Genomic DNA, 21,131 nt, shown 5'->3' on the forward strand with positions numbered 1-21,131 from the left:
CCGTCCAGGCGCGCCAAGTCGCGCCGATCGGGTGCCTCGACGCTATCCTCGGGAGATTTCTCGGGTGTGTCCGCAGATTTCGCGGGTATTAAGGCTCTCACGGATCCGCCAACGAATGCGCCACTCAGGCGAACCCGTCCGGCGGATCGGGTGGAGCCCCTCCCGAGTCCGCTCGATCAGCCCAGCGGCTTGAACGTCAGGGAGTCGACGTCCGCGCCGTCGCGCGGAACGAGGGCGAAGCGGGTGAAGCCCGCCGCAGCGGCCCGGTCCAGGAGCGGAGTGAGGTTCTTGCTGCGGCGCTCCAGCCGCACCCGGGAGCCGCGCGCGATCAGCTCCTGCTTGAGCGCGAGCAGCGTCTCGGGTGCCGCGTCGCGCTCGTGCACGAGCACGACCGCATCCGGGCGGTCGTCGACGGGCACGTCGATCAGCTCGACGATGCGCTCGAAGCCGATCGAGAAGCCGCACGCGGGCACGTCCTGGCCGAGGAACCGGCCGATCATGCCGTCGTACCGTCCTCCTCCGCCGACCGAGGAGCCGGAGGAGGGGTGCGCGATCTCGAAGATGGTCCCGGTGTAGTAGCCCATGCCGCGCACGAGGGTGGGGTCGAAGCGGAGCGAGACGCCGGCCGGCAGGGAGCGCAGCGCGCGGGCCAGGGTCTCGAGCGCGAGCACCGCCTCGGGGTCGACGCCCTCGGGCAGGATCTGGAGGATCGCGGACTCCTCCATCGGCACACCCCCGCCGCTGACCGCCTCCTCGATGCGCGCGAGGTAGCCGCCGAGGACCGCCGCGGCGTCCGCTCCGTCGGCCTCGAGCTCGGCGACGACGCCCGCGGCGCCGATCTTGTCGAGCTTGTCGATCGAGATCAGGGCCGGCCCGAAGCGCTCGGGCGCGAATCCGCAGTGCTCGAGGATGCCCAGCAGGAGCCGTCGGTCGTTGATCCGGATCGTGCAGTCGCGCAGCCCCAGGGTGTCGAGCGCCGATGCGGTCGCGGTGATCAGCTCGACCTCGGCCAACTGGCCGGGCTCGCCGATGATGTCGATGTCGCACTGCACGAACTGGCGGTAGCGGCCCTTCTGCGGGCGCTCGGCGCGCCAGACCGGAGCGATCTGCACCGAGCGGAAGACGGTGGGGAGCTCGGCCCGGTGCGTGGCGTAGAAACGGGCGAGCGGGACGGTGAGGTCGAAGCGGAGCCCCAGATCGGCGAGCGCCGACGGGTCGTCGGACTCGGCGGCCGCGGCGAGGTCGTCGTGGGAGAGGCCGCGGCGCAGCACGCTGAAGGCGAGCTTCTCGTTGTCGCCGCCGAGGCCCGAGTGCAGTCGCTCGAAGTCCTCGACGACGGGGGTCTCGATCTCGTCGAAGCCGTGCGACGCGTAGACGCGGCGGATGACGGCGAGCGCGTGCTCGCGCTTCGCCTTGTCGGCCGGGAGGAAGTCGCGCATGCCGCGGGGCGGGGTGATCGAGGAGGCCATGGGCTCGATTGTCCCAGACCCCCGACCACGCGTCCGGCGCCGCCGAGCCGTCCGACACGGGCGTCGGCTAGGCTCGCCGCGCCCGGACGGTCGAGGGGACCCCCGGGCGGCGACGGACGGGGACCGGATGCACGCGGACCAGCACGACTTCGACCAGGACGGGTTCGACCAGGACGGGTTCGCCCGCTACGACGACGTGCCCGACGCGGTGCCCCGCGGCTTCCGCTCCGGATCCGGGATCGGCGGCATCGTCGCCGAGGGCGTCTCGCGCTCCTTCGGGTCCGTGCACGCCGTGCGGGACGCGACGTTCGAGGCGCGCCCCGGCGAGGTGACAGCGCTGGTCGGCCCCAACGGAGCGGGCAAGACCACGCTCATGCTCCTGCTCGCCACGCTCCTCCGGCCCGACGCGGGCCGACTGCTCGTGGCCGGGCACGACCCGGTCGCCGAGCCGGCCGCCGTGCGGGCGTCGCTCGGCTGGATGCCCGACGTGCTCGGCTCCTGGGCGGCACTGACCTCGCGGGCGACGCTGCGCACCACCGGCATGCTCTACGGACTGCCCCGCGCCGACGCCGAGGCGCGCGCCGACGAGCTGCTCGGCCTGGTCGACCTCGTCGAGCTCGCCGACCGGCCCACCCGCGTGCTCTCGCGCGGGCAGAAGCAGCGCCTGAGCCTCGCGCGGGCGCTCGTGCACGACCCCGCCGTCCTCGTGCTCGACGAGCCCGCCTCGGGCCTGGATCCCGGGGCGCGGATCGCCCTGCGCGACCTCGTCCTGCGGCTCGCGGGCGAGGGACGGACGGTGCTCGTCTCCAGCCATGTGCTCGCCGAGCTCGACGAGATGGCCGACGCGGCCGTGTTTCTCGACGCCGGCACCACGGCGTCGCAGGAGGCGGTCTCGCACGCGGCCGGATCGCTCCGCACCTGGCGCATCGAGGCGGTGTCGATCGGCGGGCGCGAGCTGGCCGGCCTCGTCGCGCGGGTGACCGGCGCCGTCGCCCAGGAGGATCGCGACGCGGTGCTCGTGCCCGTCGCCGATGACGCGGCCGCCGCGGCACTCCTCGCGGCACTGGTCGGCGCGGGGGTCGCGGTCAGCCGCTTCGCCCCGGCCGTCGGACAGCTCGAGCACACCTTCGCCGACCTTCGGCGAACGGGCACGGCGACGACGGAGGAATCCGCACGATGACCACGACGACCCTTCCCGAGCCCGTCCGCGCCCTTCCGTTCCTCCGGGGTGTGGGACTCGTCGTCCGGCTCGAGCTCGCTCAGCGCGTCCGCGGCGTCTCGTCCTTCGTGCTGCTCGGACTGTTCTTCCTGCTCGTGGGAGCCGTCACAGGGCTCCTCGTCGTCGCGAGCGGCGTCCTGTCGGGCAGCGGCGCCCAGGTCGGCGGCTGGATCTACTCCGTCCTCGTCTACTTCGTGCTGCTGCTGGGCAGCCTGGTCACGCCCGCGCTGTCCGGCGCCGCGATCAACGGAGAACGCGACGCGGGAACGCTTGCGACGATGCAGGTGACGCTCCTGACCACTCCGCAGCTCGTGCTCGGCAAGCTCGCCTCCGCCTGGCTGGTCGCCCTCGCGTTCCTGGTCAGCACGCTGCCGTTCCTGCTCGTGGCGGTGCTGGTGGGGGGCGTCTCGGCGGTCTCGGCGCTCGTCTCGGTGCTCGTGCTCGCCGTGCAGCTCGGAGTGGTCGCGGCGATCGGAGTGGGGCTCAGCGGGATCCTCGATCGGCCGCTCATGTCGGTGGTCACCACCTACCTCGTGGTCGCGGCGCTGAGCGTCGGATCGCTGATCGCGTTCGGCCTCCTCACGACGGTGACGACGTCCGAGACGCGGACCGTCTTCGTCGACGGCGAGGGGAACCCCGATCCCGCGTGCGGCTCGGGGTACGACAGCGTCGCTCCGCGCTACGACTACTACTGGGGGCTGCTGGCGCTCAACCCGTTCGTCGTCCTCGCCGACGCGGTGCCTCCGCGACTCGATGACTACGGGCAGCCCTCGGACCTGTTCGGGAGCATCGCGCTCGGGGTCCGCCAGGCGCAGATCCCGCCGGAGCTGGAGGTCGAGATCGACTGCACCGGGACGTCGGAGCAGGAGTACCGCGGGCCCGCGGAGACGTTCGCCGAGACGGTGCCGTCGTGGTTCGTCGGCCTCGCTCTGCAACTGGTGCTCGCGGTCGGACTGGTGCTCGGAGCGATCCGGCGCACGGCGACGCCGGCCGCACGGCTGCCGAAGGGGCGCCGCGTCGCCTGACCGCGGCTAGTCGGCGGCGCGCTCGCGCTCGACGGCCCGGATCTCGTCCTGCAGGTCGCGGGTCGCGGTGCGGAGGGCGCGCTCGGCGTCCAGGCCCTGCGCCCGAGCGGAGGCGACGATCGCGAGCAGCAGGGGCCCGAGGTCGTCCTCGGACTCGATCGGCAGCGGCCCCTCCCCCGCGTCGACGATGCCGAGGGTCGTCGCCTTGCCGATCACCTTGTCGGCGAGGGCCAGCGCGGGCATGCCCTGGGGTATGCCGTCGAGGACGCTCGTGCGGTGCGGCTTCTCGGTCCTCTTCAGCTCGTCCCAGACCGCGATGACGTCGTCGGCCGTCTCGGCCGTGGCGTCGCCGAAGACGTGCGGGTGGCGGCCGATCATCTTGGCGTTCATGTGCGCGGCGACGTCCTCGATGGTGAACGGCTCGGAGCCGTCGGCGGCGAGATCGGCGTGGAAGAGCACCTGGTAGAGCACGTCGCCGAGCTCCTCGATCAGATCGGCGCGGTCGCCCGCCTCGATCGCGTCGACGAGCTCGTGCGACTCCTCGATGAGGTAGCGCACGAGCGACTCGTGGGTCTGCTCGGCGTCCCACGGGCAGCCGCCCGGAGCGCGGAGGACGTGGACGGTGCGGATGAGCTCGTCGAGCCGGGGATGCGCGGTCACCCGGCCATCCTCGCATCCGCGATCGTTGCCGCCCCTCACGCGCGGGCGAGGCGGTGCCGTGCCACGAGCAGGCATGCGGCGACCACGAGCGGGACCGCGGCGACGAGACCGGGCGCGGCTGCGACTCCGACGGCCGCGGCGCCCGCCACGAGCACGCCGGCCAGGTTCCAGAGCAGCACCATCACTCCCGCACCGTCGCCGATCGGCAGAGGGACCGGGTTCAGGAGCGACGGGGGCAGTGGCCCGCGCGTGGCGTCCATCGCTCGGGCGGCGACTGCGACCACTGCCGCGGCGATCGCCGGGGCGGCGGGTCCGGTGACGAGGACCGCGCCGCCGAGGACGAGCGCCGTGGCGAGGACCAGCGGCAGGATCCCGTGCAGCAGGAGCAGATCGAACGGAGCGGGTGCGAGCAGCGCGGGCTGTCCGGCCGTCGCGGCGGCGTGCCGGAAGCCGTCGCTCCACACCCCTGCTCCGCTGTAGGCGAGGAGCCCGGCGATCACCGCGGGGACCGCCAGGAGCGACGGGGGCACGACGGTCGCGACGGCCAGCGCGACGCCGGCGCCCGCGAGGGCGGCGGCTCCCGCTGCGGAGCGCCCCGGAGTGCGGAGGGATCCGACGGCGTCCCGGATCGGCACCGCGAGGGCGAACGGAGCGAGGCGCACCGCGGTGACGCGGCGGAGGCGAGCGGGCCTCGGCCGGTAGCCCTCGAGCGCGTCGGCGAGCTCCCCGATCGCTCCCCTGCCCAGGGCCGCACGCCACTGGCGCGACTGGGCCACCACGACGGGGCCGCGGACGGTGTCGAGCAGGGGAGGAACGGCGGCCAGGGCGAGAGCGGCCAGGGCGAGCAGCGCGGCGAGGGTCCGCAGCTGCAGCGGCCCGGTCTCGGTGACCGCGCCGGCGGCCAGTGCGCCCGCGGCCGCCGCCACGACGACGAGGACGGCGGCGAGCACGGCGGAGGACCGCGGCGGCAGGCACTGCCCGGCGAGCCAGGCGACAGAGGCGAGGACGCCGAGCGCGGCTCCGGCCGTCGCGGCGATCGGCCAGGGAGAGTCGGAGGCGATCGCTCCGAGGAGCGCGGCGGCGACGCCCGCCAGGACGACGACGGCACCCGAGACGGCCACGGGCCGGCGGAGGACGAGGCGTCGGGGCAGATCGGTCGCGAGCAGCACGGCCGTGGTGTGCGGCTCCCCCACCGCGGGGCCGCGGACCCGGCCCAGGAGGACCGCGGCGGGCAGGAGGAGCGCCGCCGCGACTCCGACGACCAGGGACGGATCCAGGGAGGCGAGGGCCGGTCCGGGGTCGCCGAGCAGCAGCACGAGGGCCCGCAGCACCGGCAGCACCACGACGAGGAGGGTCAGAGCTGCGAGGTAGCCGGCGTAGGCGCCGCCGCCGTGATCCGCTGCTGAGCGGGAGCGGTGCAGCGCGCGGACGGCGCGGATCCGGGACGCGCTCATCGGGCGCCCAGCTCGATCACCCGCGTCGCCAGCCCCTCGGTCATGACCGAGCTGTGCGTCGCGAGGAGCACAGCACGCCCGCGCGCGGCCTCGCGGAGCACCTCCACGGCGAGCGGCACGCGGTCGACGTCGAGCCGCTGCTCCGGCTCGTCGAGCAGCAGCACCTCGCTCGGGCGCGCGAGGACGAGGGCGAGCGAGAAGAGCTGGGTCTGACCCGAGGAGAGCTCGTGGGGGAAGCGGAGGGCGAGCGGAGAGAGTCCGAGGGCGTCGAGGCCCCGGGACGCTTCGGCGCGGGCGTCGTCCAGCGATGCGCCCCACGAAAGAGCGACCATCGCCAGGTGCTCCTCGAGGGTGAGGTCCCGCTCGACAGGCGGTGTGCCGAGGAGGGCTGCGACGCGGCGGCGGTGCTCACGGGAGCGCTCGTCCACCGGAGCGCCCGCGACCTCGACGGTGCCGGCGGTAGGAGGGGTGAGCCCGGCGATCACGCGGAGCAGGGTGGTCTTGCCGCTGCCGTTGGGACCGGTGACCGCGACGACCGCCCCCGCCTCGACCTCCAGCGAGAGCGGCGCCAGCAGCTCGGCCTCGGCCGTCCGCACGGCGACGTCGCGGAGCCGGACGAGCGGAACGCCGGCTGCCGAGGGGGCGGAGCGGCGACGACGGGCGAGCAGCGGCATGCCTTCATCCTGTCGGCGCCCCGCGGCCTCCGCATCCGCCGGTCAGCGGAGTCCACATCCGTCGGTCATCGGGCCGTAACACGACGCGGCTATCGTCGCCGCGGGGCGCACCCGGCGACCCGGAACAGGATCACCGTGCCCGACACCACTCCCCTCGACCGAGGCGCCCCGCCGAGCGCCGAGCTGCACATCCACATCGAGGGCACGATCGAGCCCGAGCACATCGTCGAGATGGCGCGCCGCAACGGAGTCGCCCTGCCGACCGAGGACATCGACGCCCTGCGCGCCCGGTACGCGTTCACCGACCTCGGCTCGTTCCTCGACCTGCACTACTCGAATCTCACGGTGCTGAAGACCGAGCGCGACTTCTTCGAGCTCGCCACCGGCTACCTCGACCGCGCGAAGCTCGCCAACGTGCGCCGCGCCGAGATCTTCTTCGACCCGCAGACGCACCTCGGCAACGGGGTCGCGCTCGAGACCGTCATGGCCGGTCTCACGCGGGCTCTCGGGCCCAGCGTCGAGACGCACGGCATCTCGACGGACCTGATCATGTGCTTCCTGCGCGACCTCGGCGCGGAGGCGGCCGACGAGATGCTGACGGCGATCCTCCCCTACCGCGAGCACATCATCGGGGTCGGGCTCGACTCGAACGAGGTCGGCTTCGGACCGGAGCTCTTCGTCGACGTCTACGCACGCGCGGCGGCCGAGGGGTTGCGGCTCGTCGCGCACGCCGGCGAGGAGGGCGGCCCGGAGACGGTGGCGGCGACACTCGAGCTGCTGAAGGTGGAGCGGATCGACCACGGCATCCGCGCGATGGAGGACCCGGCGGTCGTGGCGATGCTCCGAGTGCAGAAGGTGCCGGTGACCGTCTGCCCCCTGTCGAACGTCGCTCTGCGGGCGGTCGACACGATGAAGGACCACCCGCTGCCCGAGATGCTCCGGCAGGGCCTCGTCGCGACGGTCTCGAGCGACGACCCGCCCTACTTCGGCGGCTACGTCGATGCGAACTACCGGGCGCTCGTCGAGGAGCTCGGCATGGACGACGCGCAGCTCGAGCAGCTCGCGCTGAACTCGTTCGACGCCGCGTTCATCTCGGCCGAGGACCGCGACCGCTGGAAGGCCGAGGTCCGGGCGCACTTCGGGCACTGACGACCGCCGCGAGAGGCCACTCCGGCACGCGACATGCCATCGTGCCGGAGTGGCATCTCGCGGAGGCTCGCCGGGCTAGGAGTGGTCTGCGACGTCGGGCTCGGCACGGGCGACGTCGGCCGCCTCCTCCTCGGGGCGCGGGGCGACGGTCTCGTCGTCCTCGAGCTCGGGGATGCTGGACTCGTCGGGCGCGGGGACGCGGGGCGGGACGGAGTGCTGGTCGGGTGCGGTCACGGTGATCCTTCGTTCTGGGTCGGGTGGCGGACGGTCAGCTCGCGACCGCGACCGGCTCGGGGAAGAGCGCCTCGAGCAGGTTCGCGACCCAGTCGATGAGGGCGCGATCGTTCAGCGGCACGCCGTCGACGACGGGCATCGGGACGACGACCGCGTTCGCCTGCTGGAGGTACTTGGCGCTCGGGTACATGCGACGCAGCCGGACCTGGATCGAGTCGGCGAGGTGCGCCGGCGCGACGCGGACGTTCGAGCCCATGGCGACGACGTCGCTGAGCCCGGCCTTCTGAGCGCGCATCCGCAGCCGCGAGACCAGGATGAGGTTCTCGACCGCCTCGGGCAGTTCGCCGTAGCGGTCGGTGAGCTCCTCGACGACCAGCTCGACGCTGCCCTGCTTCGCGGTGGGCGAGGACGCGGCCGACAGCTTCTGGTACGCCTCCAGGCGCAGCCGCTCGCTGTCGACGTACTCCTCCGGGATGCGGGCGTCGACGGGCAGCTCGAGCCGCAGCTCGGTCTGGCCCTCGGCGACGTCTCCGCGGAACGTGTCGACGGCCTCGCCGATCATCCGCAGGTAGAGGTCGAAGCCGACGCCCTGGATGTGACCGGACTGCTCGCCGCCGAGCAGGTTGCCGGCCCCGCGGATCTCGAGGTCCTTCAGCGCGATCTGCATGCCGCCGCCGAGGTCGGTGTTGGCCGCGAGCGTCTGCAGCCGGTCGTGCGCCGTCTCGCTGAGCGGCGTGGTCTCGTCGTAGAGCAGGTAGGCGTAGGCGCGCTCGCGTCCGCGGCCCACGCGTCCGCGCAGCTGGTGGAGCTGCGAGAGCCCGTACTTGTCGGCGCGGTCGACGATGAGGGTGTTGGCATTGGGGATGTCGAGGCCGGTCTCGACGATGGTCGTCGAGACGAGGACGTCGAACTTGCGCTCCCAGAAGTCGACGATGATGCGCTCGAGCTGCGCCTCGCTCAGCTTGCCGTGGGCGACGGCGATCCGCGCCTCCGGCACCAGCTCGGCGAGCTGCGAGGCGACGCGGTTGATCGTGGAGACGCGGTTGTGCACGAAGAACACCTGGCCCTCGCGCAGCAGCTCGCGACGGATCGCGGCGCCGACCTGCTTCTCGGAGTACGGCCCGACGAAGGTGAGGATGGGGTGCCGCTCCTCGGGCGGGGTCGCCAGGGTCGACATCTCGCGGATGCCGGTGACCGCCATCTCGAGCGTGCGCGGGATGGGGGTCGCGCTCATCGAGAGGATGTCGACGTTCTTCTTCAGCGCCTTCAGCTTCTCCTTGTGCTCGACGCCGAAGCGCTGCTCCTCGTCGATCACGAGGAGGCCGAGGTCCTTGAAGGCGATGTTGTCCGAGAGGAGCCGGTGGGTCGCGATGACCATGTCGACCGTGCCGTCGGCGAGGCCGTCGATCGTCTCCTTCGACTCCTTCGCGCTCTGGAAGCGGCTCAGGGCGCGCAGGTGCACGGGGAACCCGGCGAAGCGCTCCTGGAAGGTCTCGAGGTGCTGGCGCACGAGCAGCGTCGTCGGGACGAGCATCGCGACCTGCTTGCCGTCCTGGATCGCCTTGAACGCGGCGCGCACGGCGACCTCGGTCTTGCCGAAGCCGACGTCGCCCGAGAGCAGGCGGTCCATCGGGATCGGCCGCTCCATGTCGGCCTTCACCTCGTCGATGACGGTCAGCTGATCGGGCGTCTCGGCGAAGGGGAACGCCTCCTCGAGCTCGCGCTGCCAGGGGGTGTCCGGCGGGAAGGCGTGCCCGGGCGACGCCATGCGGGCGGAGTAGAGCTTCACGAGCTCCACCGCGATGTCGCGGACCGCTCGGCGCGCCTTGCTCTTGGCCTGCGCCCAGTCGCTGCCGCCCATCTTGCTCAGCGCAGGCGCCTCTCCTCCGACGTAGCGCGAGAGGAGGTCGAGCTGGTCGGTGGGCACCAGGAGCTTGTCGCCCGGGAAGCCGCGCTTGCTGGGCGCGTACTCGAGCACGAGGTACTCGCGCTTGGTCTTCACCGCGTTGCGCCCGCCGCTGGAGACCTCGCGCTGCGAGAGCTCGACGAACCGGCCGATGCCGTGCGTGGCGTGCACGACGTGATCGCCCGGAGTGAGCTGCAGCGGATCGACGACGTTCTTGCGGCGCGACGCGAGCTTCTTCACGGCGCGGGAGTCGTAGCCGACGGTGCGCCCGTAGAACTCGGTGTCCGTGAGCAGCGCGAGCTTCGCCTCCGGCACCTCGAAGCCGTGGTCGACGGACGCCTGCAGCACGTAGGCGAGGCCGGGCTCGACGCTCTCGGGCAGGTCGGGCACGATCCGCGCGGCGAGCTCGTGCTCGGCGAGGACCTGATCGGTGCGCTCGACGGTGCCGGTGCCGGGCGCGGTGAGGACGACGGTCCAGCCGTCGGCGAGGCGCGAGCGGACGTGCGCGAGCGCGCCCTCGACGTTCGCCCCGAAGCCGGGGACGGGCTCGCCCTCGACGCGCACGGCGAGGATCTCGTCGATCCCGAGGTCCTCGGGGAGCACCTCCGCCTCGCCCGCGGCCGGGCCCTGGCGGAAGGTGCTCATGGTCCACCACGGGTGGTCGGGAGCGGCGGCACCGGGGGCGCTGAACTTCACGGAGTCGCGCAACGCGCCGAGGGAGATGAACTCGCCCGACGCGAGGTCGATCGGCGCCTCCGCCCCGGCCGTGGCGGCGCTCCACGCGGCCTGCAGGAACTCGCGGTTGGTCTCGGCGAGGCTGATCGCGCGGGTGGCGACCCGCTCGGGGGCGAGGACGGCGACCGCCGCTCCCGCGGGGAGGTAGTGCGAGATCGGCACGAGGCGCTCGAGCAGCGCCGGCGCCAGCGACTCCATGCCCTCGACCGGGATGCCCTCGGCGATCTTCGCGAGCATCCCCGACAGGCTCGGGAACTCGTGCAGCATCTCGCGGGCACGCTGGCGGACGGCCGGGACCAGCAGCAGCTCGCGGCTGGGCGGCATGACGACCGAGTCGGACTCTCCGGGGAGCGAGCGCTGGTCGGCGACCGAGAACGCGCGGATCGAGTCCACTTCGTCGCCGAAGAAGTCGACGCGGCTGGGGTGCTCGGCGACGGCAGGGAAGACGTCGAGGATGCCGCCGCGGACCGCGAACTCGCCGCGGCGGGTGACCATGTCCACGCGCGCGTAGGCGAGGTCGACCAGCTCGGCGGCGATGCGGCCGAGGTCGTAGCCGCGCCCGCCCTTCTCGAGGCGGATCGGCGCGATGTCGGCGAGGTTGTCGGCGACGGGCTGAAGGGCGGCGCGCACGGACGCGACGACGACCAGCGGCTTCTCGGCGCTCCACGTCTTCATGCGGCGCAGGGCGTCGAGGCGGCGCCCCACGATCTCGGCGCTCGGGCTCAGCCGCTCGTGCGGCAGCGTCTCCCATGCGGGGAACTCGACGACGTCGGCGCCGGGCAGCATGCAGCTGAGCGAGGCGCGGACGTTCTCGGAGTCGCGGCCGGTGGCGGTGACGACGAGGGCGGCCTGGGGGCGGCCCGCCTCGGCACGACGCTCGAGCAGGCCCGCGAGCAGGGGCACGCGGAGTCCGTCGGTCAGGGAGAAGTCGGCATCGCGCACCGCGTACGCCAGTGCGTCGTCGAACGTGGAGGCGCGCGAAAGCGCCGAGATGATCTCGTTGAGGGGCACTGTCCGAGTTTACTGCGGACCCCCGACACGGAGCCGTGCTCGGCGGCGGCCGGTCCGTCCGTGAGGGAACCCCGGACGGTCGAGGGAGCCCGTTGCTCCGGGTTCCCCCGACGGTCCGGGGTTCCCTCGGTGAGGCAGGCTCAGGCGCTCGTGTGGAACTTGAGCTGGGCGGCGGCGAGGCCGGAGTCGGCGATCAGCTCGACGGCGTCGGCCGCGTCCTGGATCAGGATCGGCAGCGTCTCGCGCTCGGGGCCGGCGAAGTCCTTCAGGACGAAGTCGGCCGCGGGCTGGCGTCCGGGCGGGCGTCCGATGCCGACCCGCACCCGGAGGAACTCGGCGCCGTCGGTCGCGGCGAGGATGTCGCGGATCCCGTTGTGGCCCCCGTGACCGCCGCCCTGCTTCAAGCGCAGGGTGTCGAAGGGGATGTCGAGCTCGTCGTGCACCACGATCAGGCGCCCGGGAGCCAGCGAGTAGAAGTCGAGCAGCTGCGAGGTGGGGCCGCCCGAGAGGTTCATGAAGCTGTTCGGCTTGCCGAGGACGAGCTTCGGCCCGCCGGGGCGGAGGAACCCCTCGGCCACCGTCGCGTTCGCCCGCGTGTGCCGGCGGAAGGAGCCGCTGATCCGGGAGGCGAGCTCGTCGAGCACCATCTGGCCCACGTTGTGGCGGTTCCGCGCGTACTGCGCGCCCGGGTTGCCGAGCCCGACGACGAGCCAGGTGTCGCCCATGGTGGTCCTCTTCTCGTGCCGATGCGGGGGAAGCCCGGGTGTGCCCCGGATGCGGAACGGGCCCGCTCGCTCTCGCGGCGGGCCCGTCCGGTGGTGCGGGTGGGGAGACTACTCGGCGGTCTCGGCGACGACGTCGCCCGACGCCGGCGTCTCGTCCTCGTCGCCCAGGTCCTGCTCGACCTCGGCGGTGACGTTGACGACCAGCACGTCGGCCTCGGTGACGAGGGTCGCGCCGTCGGGCAGCACGACGTCGCCGGCGGCGATCTGGGTGCCGGCCTCGAGGCCCTCGACCGAGATGACGATGTTCTGCGGGATCTTGGTCGCGTCGACCTCGAGCGAGAGCGTGTTGGCGTCGATCGACACGAGGGTGCCGGGAGCGGCCTCGCCCTCGACGTGCACGGGGATGTCGACCGAGACCTTCTCGCCGAGCTTGATGACCACGAGGTCGATGTGCTCGATGATCTGGCGCACCGGGTCGCGCTGGATGTCCTTGACCAGGGTGGTCTGGGGGGTGCCGTCGATGTCGAGCTCGAGGATCGCGTTCGCCTTGCGGGTCAGCAGCAGGACCTGGTGGCCCGGCAGCGTGACGTGCTGGGGCTCGGTGCCGTGGCCGTAGAGGACCGCGGGGATCTTGTCCTGGGCGCGGATCTTGCGCGCCGCTCCCTTGCCGAACGAGGTGCGGAGCTCCGCGACGACCTTGTTGGTGAGTTCAGCCATGATGTTCTCCTTGGGCGGCGCGCACGCCACCGGATCGGGGTCGTGGCCGAGGCCACGGACGGGGTTTCGACTCGAACGCATGTCAGCGTGAGGAAAAGTCCGCGGCGCCCCTCTCGGGGCCTCGCCTGCTTCCACCGCGTCGATCACGGATGCGTGGTGCATCCCTCGCCGAAGTTCAGCTGCCCACCCTACCGGCCGATCCCCTCCTCCGCCACCCGCGGAGCCCTGCCAAGAAGCGGTCAGGAGCACGGGAGGCGGTCAGGAGCACTCGTTAGCGTTCGGGCCATGACTGACGACGACTTCGGCTCCTACGTGGAGAAGAACGGGTTCCACCGCGACACGAACTACATCCCCACTCGGATCACCGCCGACGGCAGCGACGGCTTCCCCGTCGAGGCGGGCCGCTACCGGCTCGTGGTCTCGCGGGCCTGCCCGTGGGCGAACCGCGCCGTGATCGTCCGGCGCCTGCTCGGACTCGAGGACGCCCTCTCGATGGGCATCTGCGGTCCGACCCACGACAAGCGCAGCTGGACGTTCGACATCGATCCCGGCGGCGTCGATCCGGTGCTGGGCATCCCGCGCCTGCAGGACGCGTTCCTGAAGCGCTTCCCCGACTACCCGCGCGGCATCACCGTGCCGGCGATCGTCGACATCCCCTCCGGCGAGGTCGTCACCAACGACTACCCGCGGATGACCCTCGACTTCTCGACCGAGTGGACCGCGTTCCACCGCGACGGAGCGCCGGAGCTCTACCCGGACCACCTCCGCGACGAGATCGACGAGGTGGCCGAGCTGGTCTTCCAGGACGTCAACAACGGCGTCTACAAGTGCGGGTTCGCGGGGTCGCAGAAGTCGTACGAGCGCGCCTACGACGCGCTCTGGGCTCGCCTCGACTGGCTCGAGGAGCGCCTCGCCACGCAGCGCTACCTGGTCGGCGACACCATCACCGAGGCGGATGTGCGCCTGTTCACGACGCTGGCCCGCTTCGACGCCGTCTACTACAGCCACTTCAAGGCGAACCGGAACCTGCTCTCGGCGATGCCCGCGCTCTGGGCCTACGCGCGCGATCTGTTCGCGACTCCGGGCTTCGGGGACACCATCGACTTCACCCACATCAAGTCGCACTACTACGAGGTGCAGCGCGACATCAATCCGACCGGAGTGGTCCCGAAGGGCCCCGATCTGTCGGGCTGGCGCGTCCCCTCGCACCGCGACGAGCTGGGCGGCCGCCCGTTCGGCGACGGCACCCCGCCGCCGCCGCCGATCCCCGCGGAGCGCGTGCCGACCGACCACACCGTCTGAGCGGCCGCGCACGGCCGTGAATCCGGGCCGCGACCGATGTGCAGTCGCGGACCCGGGCTCCCGGAGGGGTGCTTCGGTACCCTGGGCGCGTCCCTGAACGCGTACGTCGAGGAGAACCGTGTCTGACAAGCCCACCGCCACAGCCAACATCGGAGTCGTCGGTCTGGCGGTGATGGGCTCGAACCTGGCCCGCAACCTCGCCAGCCGCGAGGGCAACACCGTGGCCGTCTTCAACCGCTCCTACGGTCGCACCGAGACGCTGATCACCGAGCACCCCGAGGCCGGCTTCGTCGCCTCGGAGACGATCGAGGACTTCGCCGCCTCGCTCGCCACTCCGCGGACCGCGATCATCATGGTCCAGGCCGGCCGCGGCACCGACGCCGTCATCGACCAGCTGACGAAGGTCTTCGAGCCCGGCGACATCATCGTCGACGGCGGCAACGCGCTCTTCACCGACACCATCCGCCGCGAGAAGGCGGTCCGCGAGACCGGCATCCACTTCGTCGGCACCGGCATCTCGGGCGGCGAGGAGGGCGCGCTCAAGGGCCCGTCGATCATGCCCGGCGGCTCGGTCGAGTCGTACAAGACGCTCGGACCGATCCTCTCCTCGATCGCGGCGGTCGCCGAGGGCGAGCCCTGCGTCACCCACATCGGCACCGACGGCGCCGGCCACTTCGTCAAGATGATCCACAACGGCATCGAGTACGCCGACATGCAGCTCATCGCCGAGGCCTACGACCTCCTCCGCACGGTCGGCGGCCACGAGCCCGCCGCCATCGCCGAGGTCTTCGACGCGTGGAACAAGGGCGACCTCGAGTCGTACCTGATCGAGATCACCGCCGAGGTGCTCCGCCAGGTCGACGCCGAGACCGGCTCGCCGTTCATCGACGTCGTCCTCGACCAGGCCGGCTCCAAGGGCACCGGCGTCTGGACCGTGCAGAACGCGCTGGACCTGGGCGTGCCCGTCGGCGGCATCGCCGAGGCCGTCTTCGCCCGCGCGGTCTCGTCGAAGCCGGAGCAGCGCGCCGCGGTGCAGAACCGCGTCACGTCGCGTCCGACCCCGGTCGCGCTCTACGACGGCTTCGAGGACGACGTCCGCGCCGCCCTCTACGCCTCGAAGGTCGTCGCCTACTCGCAGGGCTTCGACGCGATCATCGCCGGTGCCGAGAAGTACGGCTGGGAGATCGACAAGGGCGCCGTCGCGAAGATCTGGCGCGCGGGCTGCATCATCCGCGCGCAGTTCCTCAACCGCATCGTCGACGCCTACGCCGAGAACGCGGGCATCACGACGCTCCTCGAGGACCCGTACTTCGCCGAGGCCGTCGCGAACGGCGAGGCCGCCTGGCGCCGCATCGTCTCGACCGCCGCGCTCTCGGGCGTGCCGATCCCCGGCTTCGGCGCCGCGCTGTCCTACTACGACTCGCTCGCCTCGAAGCGCCTCCCCGCCGCCCTCGTCCAGGGCCAGCGCGACTTCTTCGGCGCGCACACCTACCAGCGCGTCGACAAGCAGGGCACCTTCCACACGCTGTGGTCGGGCGACCGCTCCGAGGTCGAGCAGGACCCGTCGACGCACTGACCCCCTGACACGCCGGAGCGCCCCCGCACCTCGATCCTCGGATCGGCGCGGGGGCGCTCTCGTCGTTCAGCGGTTCAGCGCAGCCAGACCGTGGTCTCAGGAGGCAGGACGCCGTCCGTCAGAGGTCCGCTCGCCAGCAGCACCTCTCCGGCGGGGAGGTCGACCGGGACCGCGCCCAGGTTCGTCGCCGAGCGCCAGCCGTTCGGGCGTGCGAAGTGCAGCACATCGGCTCCGGAGTCGAGCCACTCGAGCTGCTCGCCGGACTGCAGCTCGTGCCGCAGCGCGAGCGCCCGGCGGTAGAGCGCGAGCGTCGACTCCTCATCGCGCTCCTGCGCCTGGACGGAGGAGTCCGCGAACCACTCCGGCTGCGGCAGGTGCGCGCCGCCGGAACCGAAGCCCAGCGACTCGCCCGTCTCCGCCCAGGGCAGGGGCACGCGGCAGCCGTCGCGGCCGACGTCGGTGCCGCCGCTGCGGAAGAACGTGGGGTCCTGGCGCTGCGCATCCGGGATCGCGGGCACCTCGTGCAGACCCAGTTCCTCGCCCTGGTAGAGGTAGGCGGACCCGGGCAGCGCGAGCAGCAGGAGCGTCGCGGCGCGGGCTCGGCGCAGACCCCGCTCGGCGTCCAGCTGGGGCTCCACTCCCCGCTGAGCAGCCACTGCTTCGCGGGGGCGGTCGGAGCGTCCCCGCGGGCCGGCAGCCCGTAGCGCGTCGCGTGACGCACCACGTCGTGGTTCGAGAGCACCCAGGTCGTCGAGGAGCCCGACTCGGCGGCGAGCGCGAGGTTGAACGAGATCAGCCGGCGGAACTCCTCCGCATCGAAGTCGGCCTCCAGCAGGTCGAAGTTGAACGCCTGGCCCAGGCCCTCCGGGCTCGCGTACCGGGCGCGGCGCGACGCGTCGACCCAGGCCTCGGCGACGGCGGTGCGCGGCGGGTCGTAGGAGTCGAACAGCGCGCGCCACTCGGCGTAGACCTCGTGGACCTCGTCGCGGTCCCAGAACGGGTGCGAGCCGTCGAGGCGCTGCTCCTGGATCTCGGCGGCCGCGGGGAGCGGCTCGCTGAGGTCCTTCACGAGCGAGTGCGCCACGTCGATCCGGAAGCCGTCGACCCCGCGGTCGGACCAGAAGCGGAGGGTGTCGAGGAAGTCGTCGCGGATCTCGCGGTTCGCCCAGTTCCAGTCGGGCTGCTCCTTCGCGAAGAGGTGCAGGTACCACTGGCCGTCGCCCACCGGCTCCCAGGCCGACCCGCCGAACACCGACTCCCAGTCGCTGGGCGGGAGGGAGCCGTCGGTGCCGCGGCCGTCGCGGAAGACGTAGCGCTCGCGCTCGGGCGAGCCCTTCGGTGCCGCGAGCGCCTCCTGGAACCAGGGGTGCAGATCGGAGGAGTGATTCGGCACGATGTCGACGATCACGCGGATGCCCGACTCGTGCAGCCGCCGCGTCATCTCGTCGAACTCGGCGAGGGTCCCGATCCGCGGATCGACGTCGCGGTAGTCCGCCACGTCGTACCCGCCGTCGGCCAGCGCCGACGGGTAGAAGGGGCTCAGCCACACCGCGTCGATCCCGAGCTCGCGGAGGTAGGGGATGCGCGCGATGATCCCCTTCAGGTCGCCGATCCCGTCCCCGTCCGCGTCCGCGAAGCTCCGCGGGTACACCTGGTACACCGCCGCCTGCCGCCACCACTGCGCGTCCTGCGCCGTGCCGCTCCTGGTGAGCAAGGTCTCCGTCATGCCGTTCCTTCCGTTCGTTGTGTCGTGTCGGTTGCGCCCGCCGTCTGGCGGACGTGGATCTCGATACGCCCGCTCCGCGGGCTACTCGATCAGCAGAGGTGGGCCCCCCGCTCCTGAGCAGCTGCTCGTGCGCAGCACGGCCCCTCCCCCCTCGGCTCGTGCGCAGCACGGCCCCCTCCCCCCTCGGCTCGTGCGCAGCACGGCCCTCTCCGCGCCTCCAGCAGAGGTCGCGGGTCTCGGGGTGGTGAGCTGCAAGGCGGAGGAGGGAAGGCGTAGCGGAGCTACGACGACCGACGACAACGCCGCAGATCGCCGCTCCGAGGCCCGCGATATCTACTTGATCGCCCCCTGAGTCACGCCGGACATGACCCAGCGCTGGGTGAAGAGGTAGACGATGATCGCCGGCGCCATGGCCATCAGGTAGGAGGCGAAGGCGACGTTGTAGTCGTTGCTGAACTGCGTCTGGAAGATGCTCTGGAGCACCGGCAGCGTCTGCAGCGAGGGGTCGGACGTGATGAGCGAGGGCATCATGAAGTCGTTCCAGGAGGCGAGGAAGGCGAAGATGCCGACCGTGGCGCTCATGGGGGCGAGCAGCGGGAACACCAGTCGCCAGAAGACCTGGTTCGTGGTCGCTCCGTCGAGCCGTGCGCTCTCCTCGAGCTCCTCGGGCAGCGAGCGGAGGAACGCGGTGAACAGCATGACGCTGAACGAGAGCTGGAACATGATGTGCAGGATCGCGACGCCGATCGGGTTGTCGAGGCCGACGAGTCCGGTCAGCGAGACCTGCGAGAGCGCGAGGACGGGGAACGGCAGGAACATCGCGGCGAGCAGGTAGAAGAACGAGAAGCGGTAGAACCTCCTGCTCCAGTTGCGCGAGATCGCGTAGGCGGCGAGGGCGCTGAGCACGATGGTGCCGCCGACGGTGATCGCGGTGACGAGCAGCGAGATCGCGAAACCGCGGGGGAAGTCGGTGAGGGTCCACGCCTGCACGAAGCCGTCGATCGAGATCGGGGCGGGGATCGAGAAGGCGTTGCCGTCCACGGCCTGAGCGGTGGTCTTGAACGCCATGGTCACGGTGACCCAGAGCGGAGCGACGACCGTCAACGCGCAGATCGCCAGGACGATCGTGAGCAGGAGGTTCGAGCGGCTCCGGCGGCCACCGCGTCGGGCGTCCGCGTCGGCGGCGGGGCGGGTGCCGGGCAGCGCCGGCGAGAGGGGGACCTGGCTGGTCATCAGAAGGCCGCCTTTCCGCGCGAGATGCGCAGTTGCACGAGCGCGATCACGAGCGCGATGAGGAAGAAGATCGTGGCGTTGGCCATCTGGTAGGCGTAGTCGCCGCTGGTGAAGCCCGAGAAGATCGTCATCGCGACGCTGCGGGTCGAGGTGCCCGGTCCGCCGTTGGTGAGGCCGACGATGATGTCGTACGAGTTGAGGAAGTTCTTGAAGCCGATGACGAGGTTGATGACCACGTAGCCGGCGACGAGCGGCAGCGTGATGGAGCGCAACTGCCCCCACGTCGAGGCCCCGTCGAGCGACGCGGCCTCGTAGACGTCGCCGGGGATCGAGAGGACGCCCGCGATGTAGATCAGCAGGGCGGAAGGGACCGACTGCCAGGCGGTGACGATCACGATCGCGAGCCACGCGAGGTTCGGGTCGGCGAGCATGCTGCTCGCGAGCGGCGTGAATCCGATCGACGCGGCGAAGCCCGGCAGCGAGTTCGAGAAGAGGAAGTTGAAGACGAACGCGATGATGATGCCCGAGACGACCATCGGCAGCACGAAGACGGCGCGGAGGGCGACCTTGCCCCGGATCTGCGTGGTGAGGGCGATGGCGAGCAGGAACGCGATCACGTTGACCAGGAGCACCGTCATCAGCGCCAGAGCGACCGTGAATCCGTAGGACGCCGCGATCGCCGGATCCGAGAACAGCGCCACGTAGTTCGTGAAGCCGATGAAGGTCCACTCCCCGAAGCCGATGGAGTCGGTGAAGCTGAAGAAGATGCCCATCAGCGCGGGCAGGGTGATCGCGAGCGTGAAGAGGATCAGCGCGGGGAGCAGGAAGAGCGGGAACGTGAGGTCCCGGCGCCGCTTCGGCGTGGTGCGCGCGACGGCGTGGGCAGCGACGGGGCGCCGCTCCTCCGTCCGTGCGGGGAGGGTGGTGGCCATGGTGTCTCGTCTCTGAGAGTGGTCGGCGGGAGGAGGGGGATCAGGAGCGGAACGCGATGCGCGCCCAGTCGGCGTCGATGGTGCGCAGCGTCGACTGCGGGTCGGAGCCGAGCACCATGCCCTGCACGTAGTTCTGCAACGGGATGTTCTGCGGCACCAGCTGCGAGGCGCCGAGGCTGAACGCGGCGCGGTCGTAGAACTCCTGCAGCTCGACGAGGGTGGGCTGGGTCACGGCCGGGGCGTCGGTCGTCACTCCGAACGCGTTGTTGTCGGCGTTGTAGGCGTCGATGATCTCGGGCCGCATCAGGAACGCGAGGAACTCGCGCGCCGCCTCCTTCTTGGTGGAGGCCTCCGGGATCCAGAGGGCGAGGTCGACGTTGACGCGCACGCGGCGGTCCTCGGGGTCGTCCGTCATCGGCAGCGGGAAGGCTCCGACCGAGAGGTCGGGGGCCGTCTTCGCGATCTCGCTCAGCGCCCACGGCCCCTGGAAGTACATCGCGGCCTCGCCGTTCGAGAACGCGAGGTTCCCGTCTCCGTAGGCACGGCTGGCCGCATCGGGGTTCGAGTACGCGGCGATCTGCAGCATCTGCTCCATCGGCGCGGCGAGGTCCTTCTGGAACGAGACCGGCGACCCGGGTCCGACGTCCGGGCCCTGCTCCTTCAGCTGCGAGAAGAACGACTCGAGGTCGACGGTGCCGCCGACGGAGTAGTCGAAGAGGCCCTGCGAGACCGTCCACGGGTCCTTGTAGGTGCTGTAGAGCGGAGTGATGCCCGCGGCCTGCAGCGCGTCGCAGACCGCGAGGAACTCCGTCCAGGTCGTCGGCACCTCGAGCCCCTGCTGGGCGAAGATGTCGCGGTTGTAGAGCACGGCCGACATCATCAGCGAGTACGGCAGCACGCTGGTCCGGTCCGGGTACGACGCGGTCTGCTCGATCAGCGGCTGCAGCGCCGGGTTGATGCGCTCCGCCTCCGGCATGTCCGACAGATCGCTGAACGCCCCCCGCTCGACGAAGCGCGCGACCTCGAAGTTGTAGTTGAGGCAGCCGAGGTCCGGCGGGTTGGTCCGCACGAAGCCTGCCGAGAGGTTGGAGGAGAAGTCGTGGACGACCCGCACGCGCGACTGCGCGGCGTGGAACTTCTCGATCACCTCGTCGAAGTAGCCGATGACCTCGGGCTTGGACTGGTGGAACACGATCTCGGTCGCACCTCGGGCGCCCGAGGGGGACGCGCACGCGGCGAGACCGAGCGCCGCGGCGCCCGCTCCTGCGGCGGTGAGGAGGGTCCGTCGGCGCAGGCCGCCGCTGGGTGGGGTGGTGAGGGGCACGTCGTCGTCTCCCGGTCTGGCAGGTGGATCTGGCGGGGATAAGTTGCTTCGTCGACTAAC

Annotated in this window: 16 protein-coding genes and 1 pseudogene; 5 read left to right on the plus strand and 12 right to left on the minus strand. The window is 71.7% G+C overall.

Annotation, left to right across the window (positions count from 1 at the left end; genetic code table 11):
• Window positions 1-176: 176 nt before the first annotated feature.
• On the minus strand, window positions 177-1,469 hold the full coding sequence (gene hisS / locus AC0CID_RS07100) for a histidine--tRNA ligase (protein WP_465226261.1): 1,293 nt from the start codon (window positions 1,467-1,469) through the stop codon (window positions 177-179).
• 127 nt (window positions 1,470-1,596) lie between these two features.
• Here hisS and AC0CID_RS07105 point away from each other — a divergent pair, with 127 nt between their 5' ends.
• Window positions 1,597-2,649, plus strand: a complete 1,053-nt coding sequence (locus tag AC0CID_RS07105; protein WP_465226262.1) for an ABC transporter ATP-binding protein — start codon at window positions 1,597-1,599, stop codon at window positions 2,647-2,649.
• Window positions 2,646-3,713 (plus strand): ABC transporter permease, encoded by a 1,068-nt coding sequence (locus tag AC0CID_RS07110; protein WP_465226263.1) that lies wholly within the window; start codon window positions 2,646-2,648, stop codon window positions 3,711-3,713. Before AC0CID_RS07105 ends, AC0CID_RS07110 begins: the two co-directional genes overlap by 4 nt.
• Before the next feature lie 6 nt (window positions 3,714-3,719).
• Here the strand turns inward: AC0CID_RS07110 and AC0CID_RS07115 are convergent, their stop codons facing one another.
• The 3 genes from AC0CID_RS07115 to AC0CID_RS07125 are packed head-to-tail and all read right to left on the minus strand — an operon-like array spanning window position 3,720 to window position 6,501.
• On the minus strand, window positions 3,720-4,373 hold the full coding sequence (locus AC0CID_RS07115; RefSeq protein ID WP_307786082.1) for a nucleoside triphosphate pyrophosphohydrolase: 654 nt from the start codon (window positions 4,371-4,373) through the stop codon (window positions 3,720-3,722).
• A 35-nt stretch (window positions 4,374-4,408) separates the two neighbouring features.
• The gene (locus AC0CID_RS07120; RefSeq protein ID WP_465226264.1) at window positions 4,409-5,827 is read right to left on the minus strand and encodes a hypothetical protein; all 1,419 of its coding nucleotides are present in this window, start codon (window positions 5,825-5,827) and stop codon (window positions 4,409-4,411) included.
• Complete coding sequence (locus AC0CID_RS07125; RefSeq protein WP_465226265.1) at window positions 5,824-6,501, minus strand: ABC transporter ATP-binding protein; 678 nt, start codon at window positions 6,499-6,501, stop codon at window positions 5,824-5,826. Before AC0CID_RS07125 ends, AC0CID_RS07120 begins: the two co-directional genes overlap by 4 nt.
• Window positions 6,502-6,636: 135 nt before the next feature.
• Between AC0CID_RS07125 and AC0CID_RS07130 the strand changes: the two genes are divergently transcribed.
• A complete protein-coding gene (locus AC0CID_RS07130) occupies window positions 6,637-7,650 on the plus strand; it encodes an adenosine deaminase (protein WP_465226266.1) in 1,014 nt (337 codons plus the stop codon).
• A 75-nt stretch (window positions 7,651-7,725) separates the two neighbouring features.
• On the opposite strand, the gene AC0CID_RS07135 is transcribed toward AC0CID_RS07130, so the two are convergent.
• The 4 genes from AC0CID_RS07135 to AC0CID_RS07150 all read right to left on the minus strand — a co-directional run bounded on the left by AC0CID_RS07135 (window position 7,726) and on the right by AC0CID_RS07150 (window position 12,978).
• Window positions 7,726-7,884 carry a hypothetical protein gene (locus AC0CID_RS07135; protein WP_465226267.1) on the minus strand — a complete coding sequence of 53 codons (159 nt, stop codon included), beginning with the start codon at window positions 7,882-7,884 and terminating at the stop codon, window positions 7,726-7,728.
• A 34-nt stretch (window positions 7,885-7,918) separates the two neighbouring features.
• The gene (gene mfd / locus AC0CID_RS07140) at window positions 7,919-11,536 is read right to left on the minus strand and encodes a transcription-repair coupling factor (protein WP_207403459.1); all 3,618 of its coding nucleotides are present in this window, start codon (window positions 11,534-11,536) and stop codon (window positions 7,919-7,921) included.
• A gap of 140 nt (window positions 11,537-11,676) precedes the next feature.
• Window positions 11,677-12,261 carry an aminoacyl-tRNA hydrolase gene (pth, locus tag AC0CID_RS07145; RefSeq protein ID WP_465226268.1) on the minus strand — a complete coding sequence of 195 codons (585 nt, stop codon included), beginning with the start codon at window positions 12,259-12,261 and terminating at the stop codon, window positions 11,677-11,679.
• 108 nt (window positions 12,262-12,369) lie between these two features.
• Window positions 12,370-12,978: a 50S ribosomal protein L25/general stress protein Ctc gene (locus AC0CID_RS07150; RefSeq protein WP_465226269.1), complete on the minus strand. Its 609-nt coding sequence runs from the start codon at window positions 12,976-12,978 to the stop codon at window positions 12,370-12,372.
• A 285-nt stretch (window positions 12,979-13,263) separates the two neighbouring features.
• Here AC0CID_RS07150 and AC0CID_RS07155 point away from each other — a divergent pair, with 285 nt between their 5' ends.
• Together AC0CID_RS07155 and gndA are read left to right on the plus strand one after the other, a co-directional pair.
• Complete coding sequence (locus AC0CID_RS07155; protein WP_465226270.1) at window positions 13,264-14,280, plus strand: glutathione S-transferase family protein; 1,017 nt, start codon at window positions 13,264-13,266, stop codon at window positions 14,278-14,280.
• 172 nt (window positions 14,281-14,452) lie between these two features.
• Complete coding sequence (gene gndA, locus AC0CID_RS07160; protein ID WP_242683003.1) at window positions 14,453-15,856, plus strand: NADP-dependent phosphogluconate dehydrogenase; 1,404 nt, start codon at window positions 14,453-14,455, stop codon at window positions 15,854-15,856.
• 74 nt (window positions 15,857-15,930) lie between these two features.
• Here gndA and AC0CID_RS07165 read toward each other — a convergent pair.
• The 4 genes and pseudogenes from AC0CID_RS07165 to AC0CID_RS07180 form a co-directional block, all read right to left on the minus strand.
• Window positions 15,931-17,582 (minus strand): annotated as a pseudogene (locus AC0CID_RS07165) (glycoside hydrolase family 13 protein).
• A gap of 333 nt (window positions 17,583-17,915) precedes the next feature.
• Window positions 17,916-18,815, minus strand: a complete 900-nt coding sequence (locus AC0CID_RS07170) for a carbohydrate ABC transporter permease (RefSeq protein WP_465226271.1) — start codon at window positions 18,813-18,815, stop codon at window positions 17,916-17,918.
• Window positions 18,815-19,747: a carbohydrate ABC transporter permease gene (locus tag AC0CID_RS07175; RefSeq protein WP_465226272.1), complete on the minus strand. Its 933-nt coding sequence runs from the start codon at window positions 19,745-19,747 to the stop codon at window positions 18,815-18,817. Before AC0CID_RS07175 ends, AC0CID_RS07170 begins: the two co-directional genes overlap by 1 nt.
• A gap of 40 nt (window positions 19,748-19,787) precedes the next feature.
• Window positions 19,788-21,071: an ABC transporter substrate-binding protein gene (locus AC0CID_RS07180; RefSeq protein WP_465226273.1), complete on the minus strand. Its 1,284-nt coding sequence runs from the start codon at window positions 21,069-21,071 to the stop codon at window positions 19,788-19,790.
• Window positions 21,072-21,131 lie beyond the last annotated feature (60 nt).

It is taken from the genome of Rathayibacter sp. AC451 (assembly GCF_979253095.1).

Excerpts from the sequence above, each read along its gene's own strand:
- hisS (WP_465226261.1), bottom strand. The coding sequence starts at position 1,469 with ATGGCCTCCTCGATCACCCCGCCCCGCGGCATGCGCGACTTCCTCCCG.
- AC0CID_RS07105 (WP_465226262.1), top strand. The coding sequence starts at position 1,597 with ATGCACGCGGACCAGCACGACTTCGACCAGGACGGGTTCGACCAGGAC.
- AC0CID_RS07110 (WP_465226263.1), top strand. The coding sequence starts at position 2,646 with ATGACCACGACGACCCTTCCCGAGCCCGTCCGCGCCCTTCCGTTCCTC.
- AC0CID_RS07120 (WP_465226264.1), bottom strand. The coding sequence starts at position 5,827 with ATGAGCGCGTCCCGGATCCGCGCCGTCCGCGCGCTGCACCGCTCCCGC.
- AC0CID_RS07125 (WP_465226265.1), bottom strand. The coding sequence starts at position 6,501 with ATGCCGCTGCTCGCCCGTCGTCGCCGCTCCGCCCCCTCGGCAGCCGGC.
- pth (WP_465226268.1), bottom strand. The coding sequence starts at position 12,261 with ATGGGCGACACCTGGCTCGTCGTCGGGCTCGGCAACCCGGGCGCGCAG.
- AC0CID_RS07150 (WP_465226269.1), bottom strand. The coding sequence starts at position 12,978 with ATGGCTGAACTCACCAACAAGGTCGTCGCGGAGCTCCGCACCTCGTTC.
- AC0CID_RS07155 (WP_465226270.1), top strand. The coding sequence starts at position 13,264 with ATGACTGACGACGACTTCGGCTCCTACGTGGAGAAGAACGGGTTCCAC.
- gndA (WP_242683003.1), top strand. The coding sequence starts at position 14,453 with ATGGGCTCGAACCTGGCCCGCAACCTCGCCAGCCGCGAGGGCAACACC.
- AC0CID_RS07170 (WP_465226271.1), bottom strand. The coding sequence starts at position 18,815 with ATGACCAGCCAGGTCCCCCTCTCGCCGGCGCTGCCCGGCACCCGCCCC.
- AC0CID_RS07175 (WP_465226272.1), bottom strand. The coding sequence starts at position 19,747 with ATGGCCACCACCCTCCCCGCACGGACGGAGGAGCGGCGCCCCGTCGCT.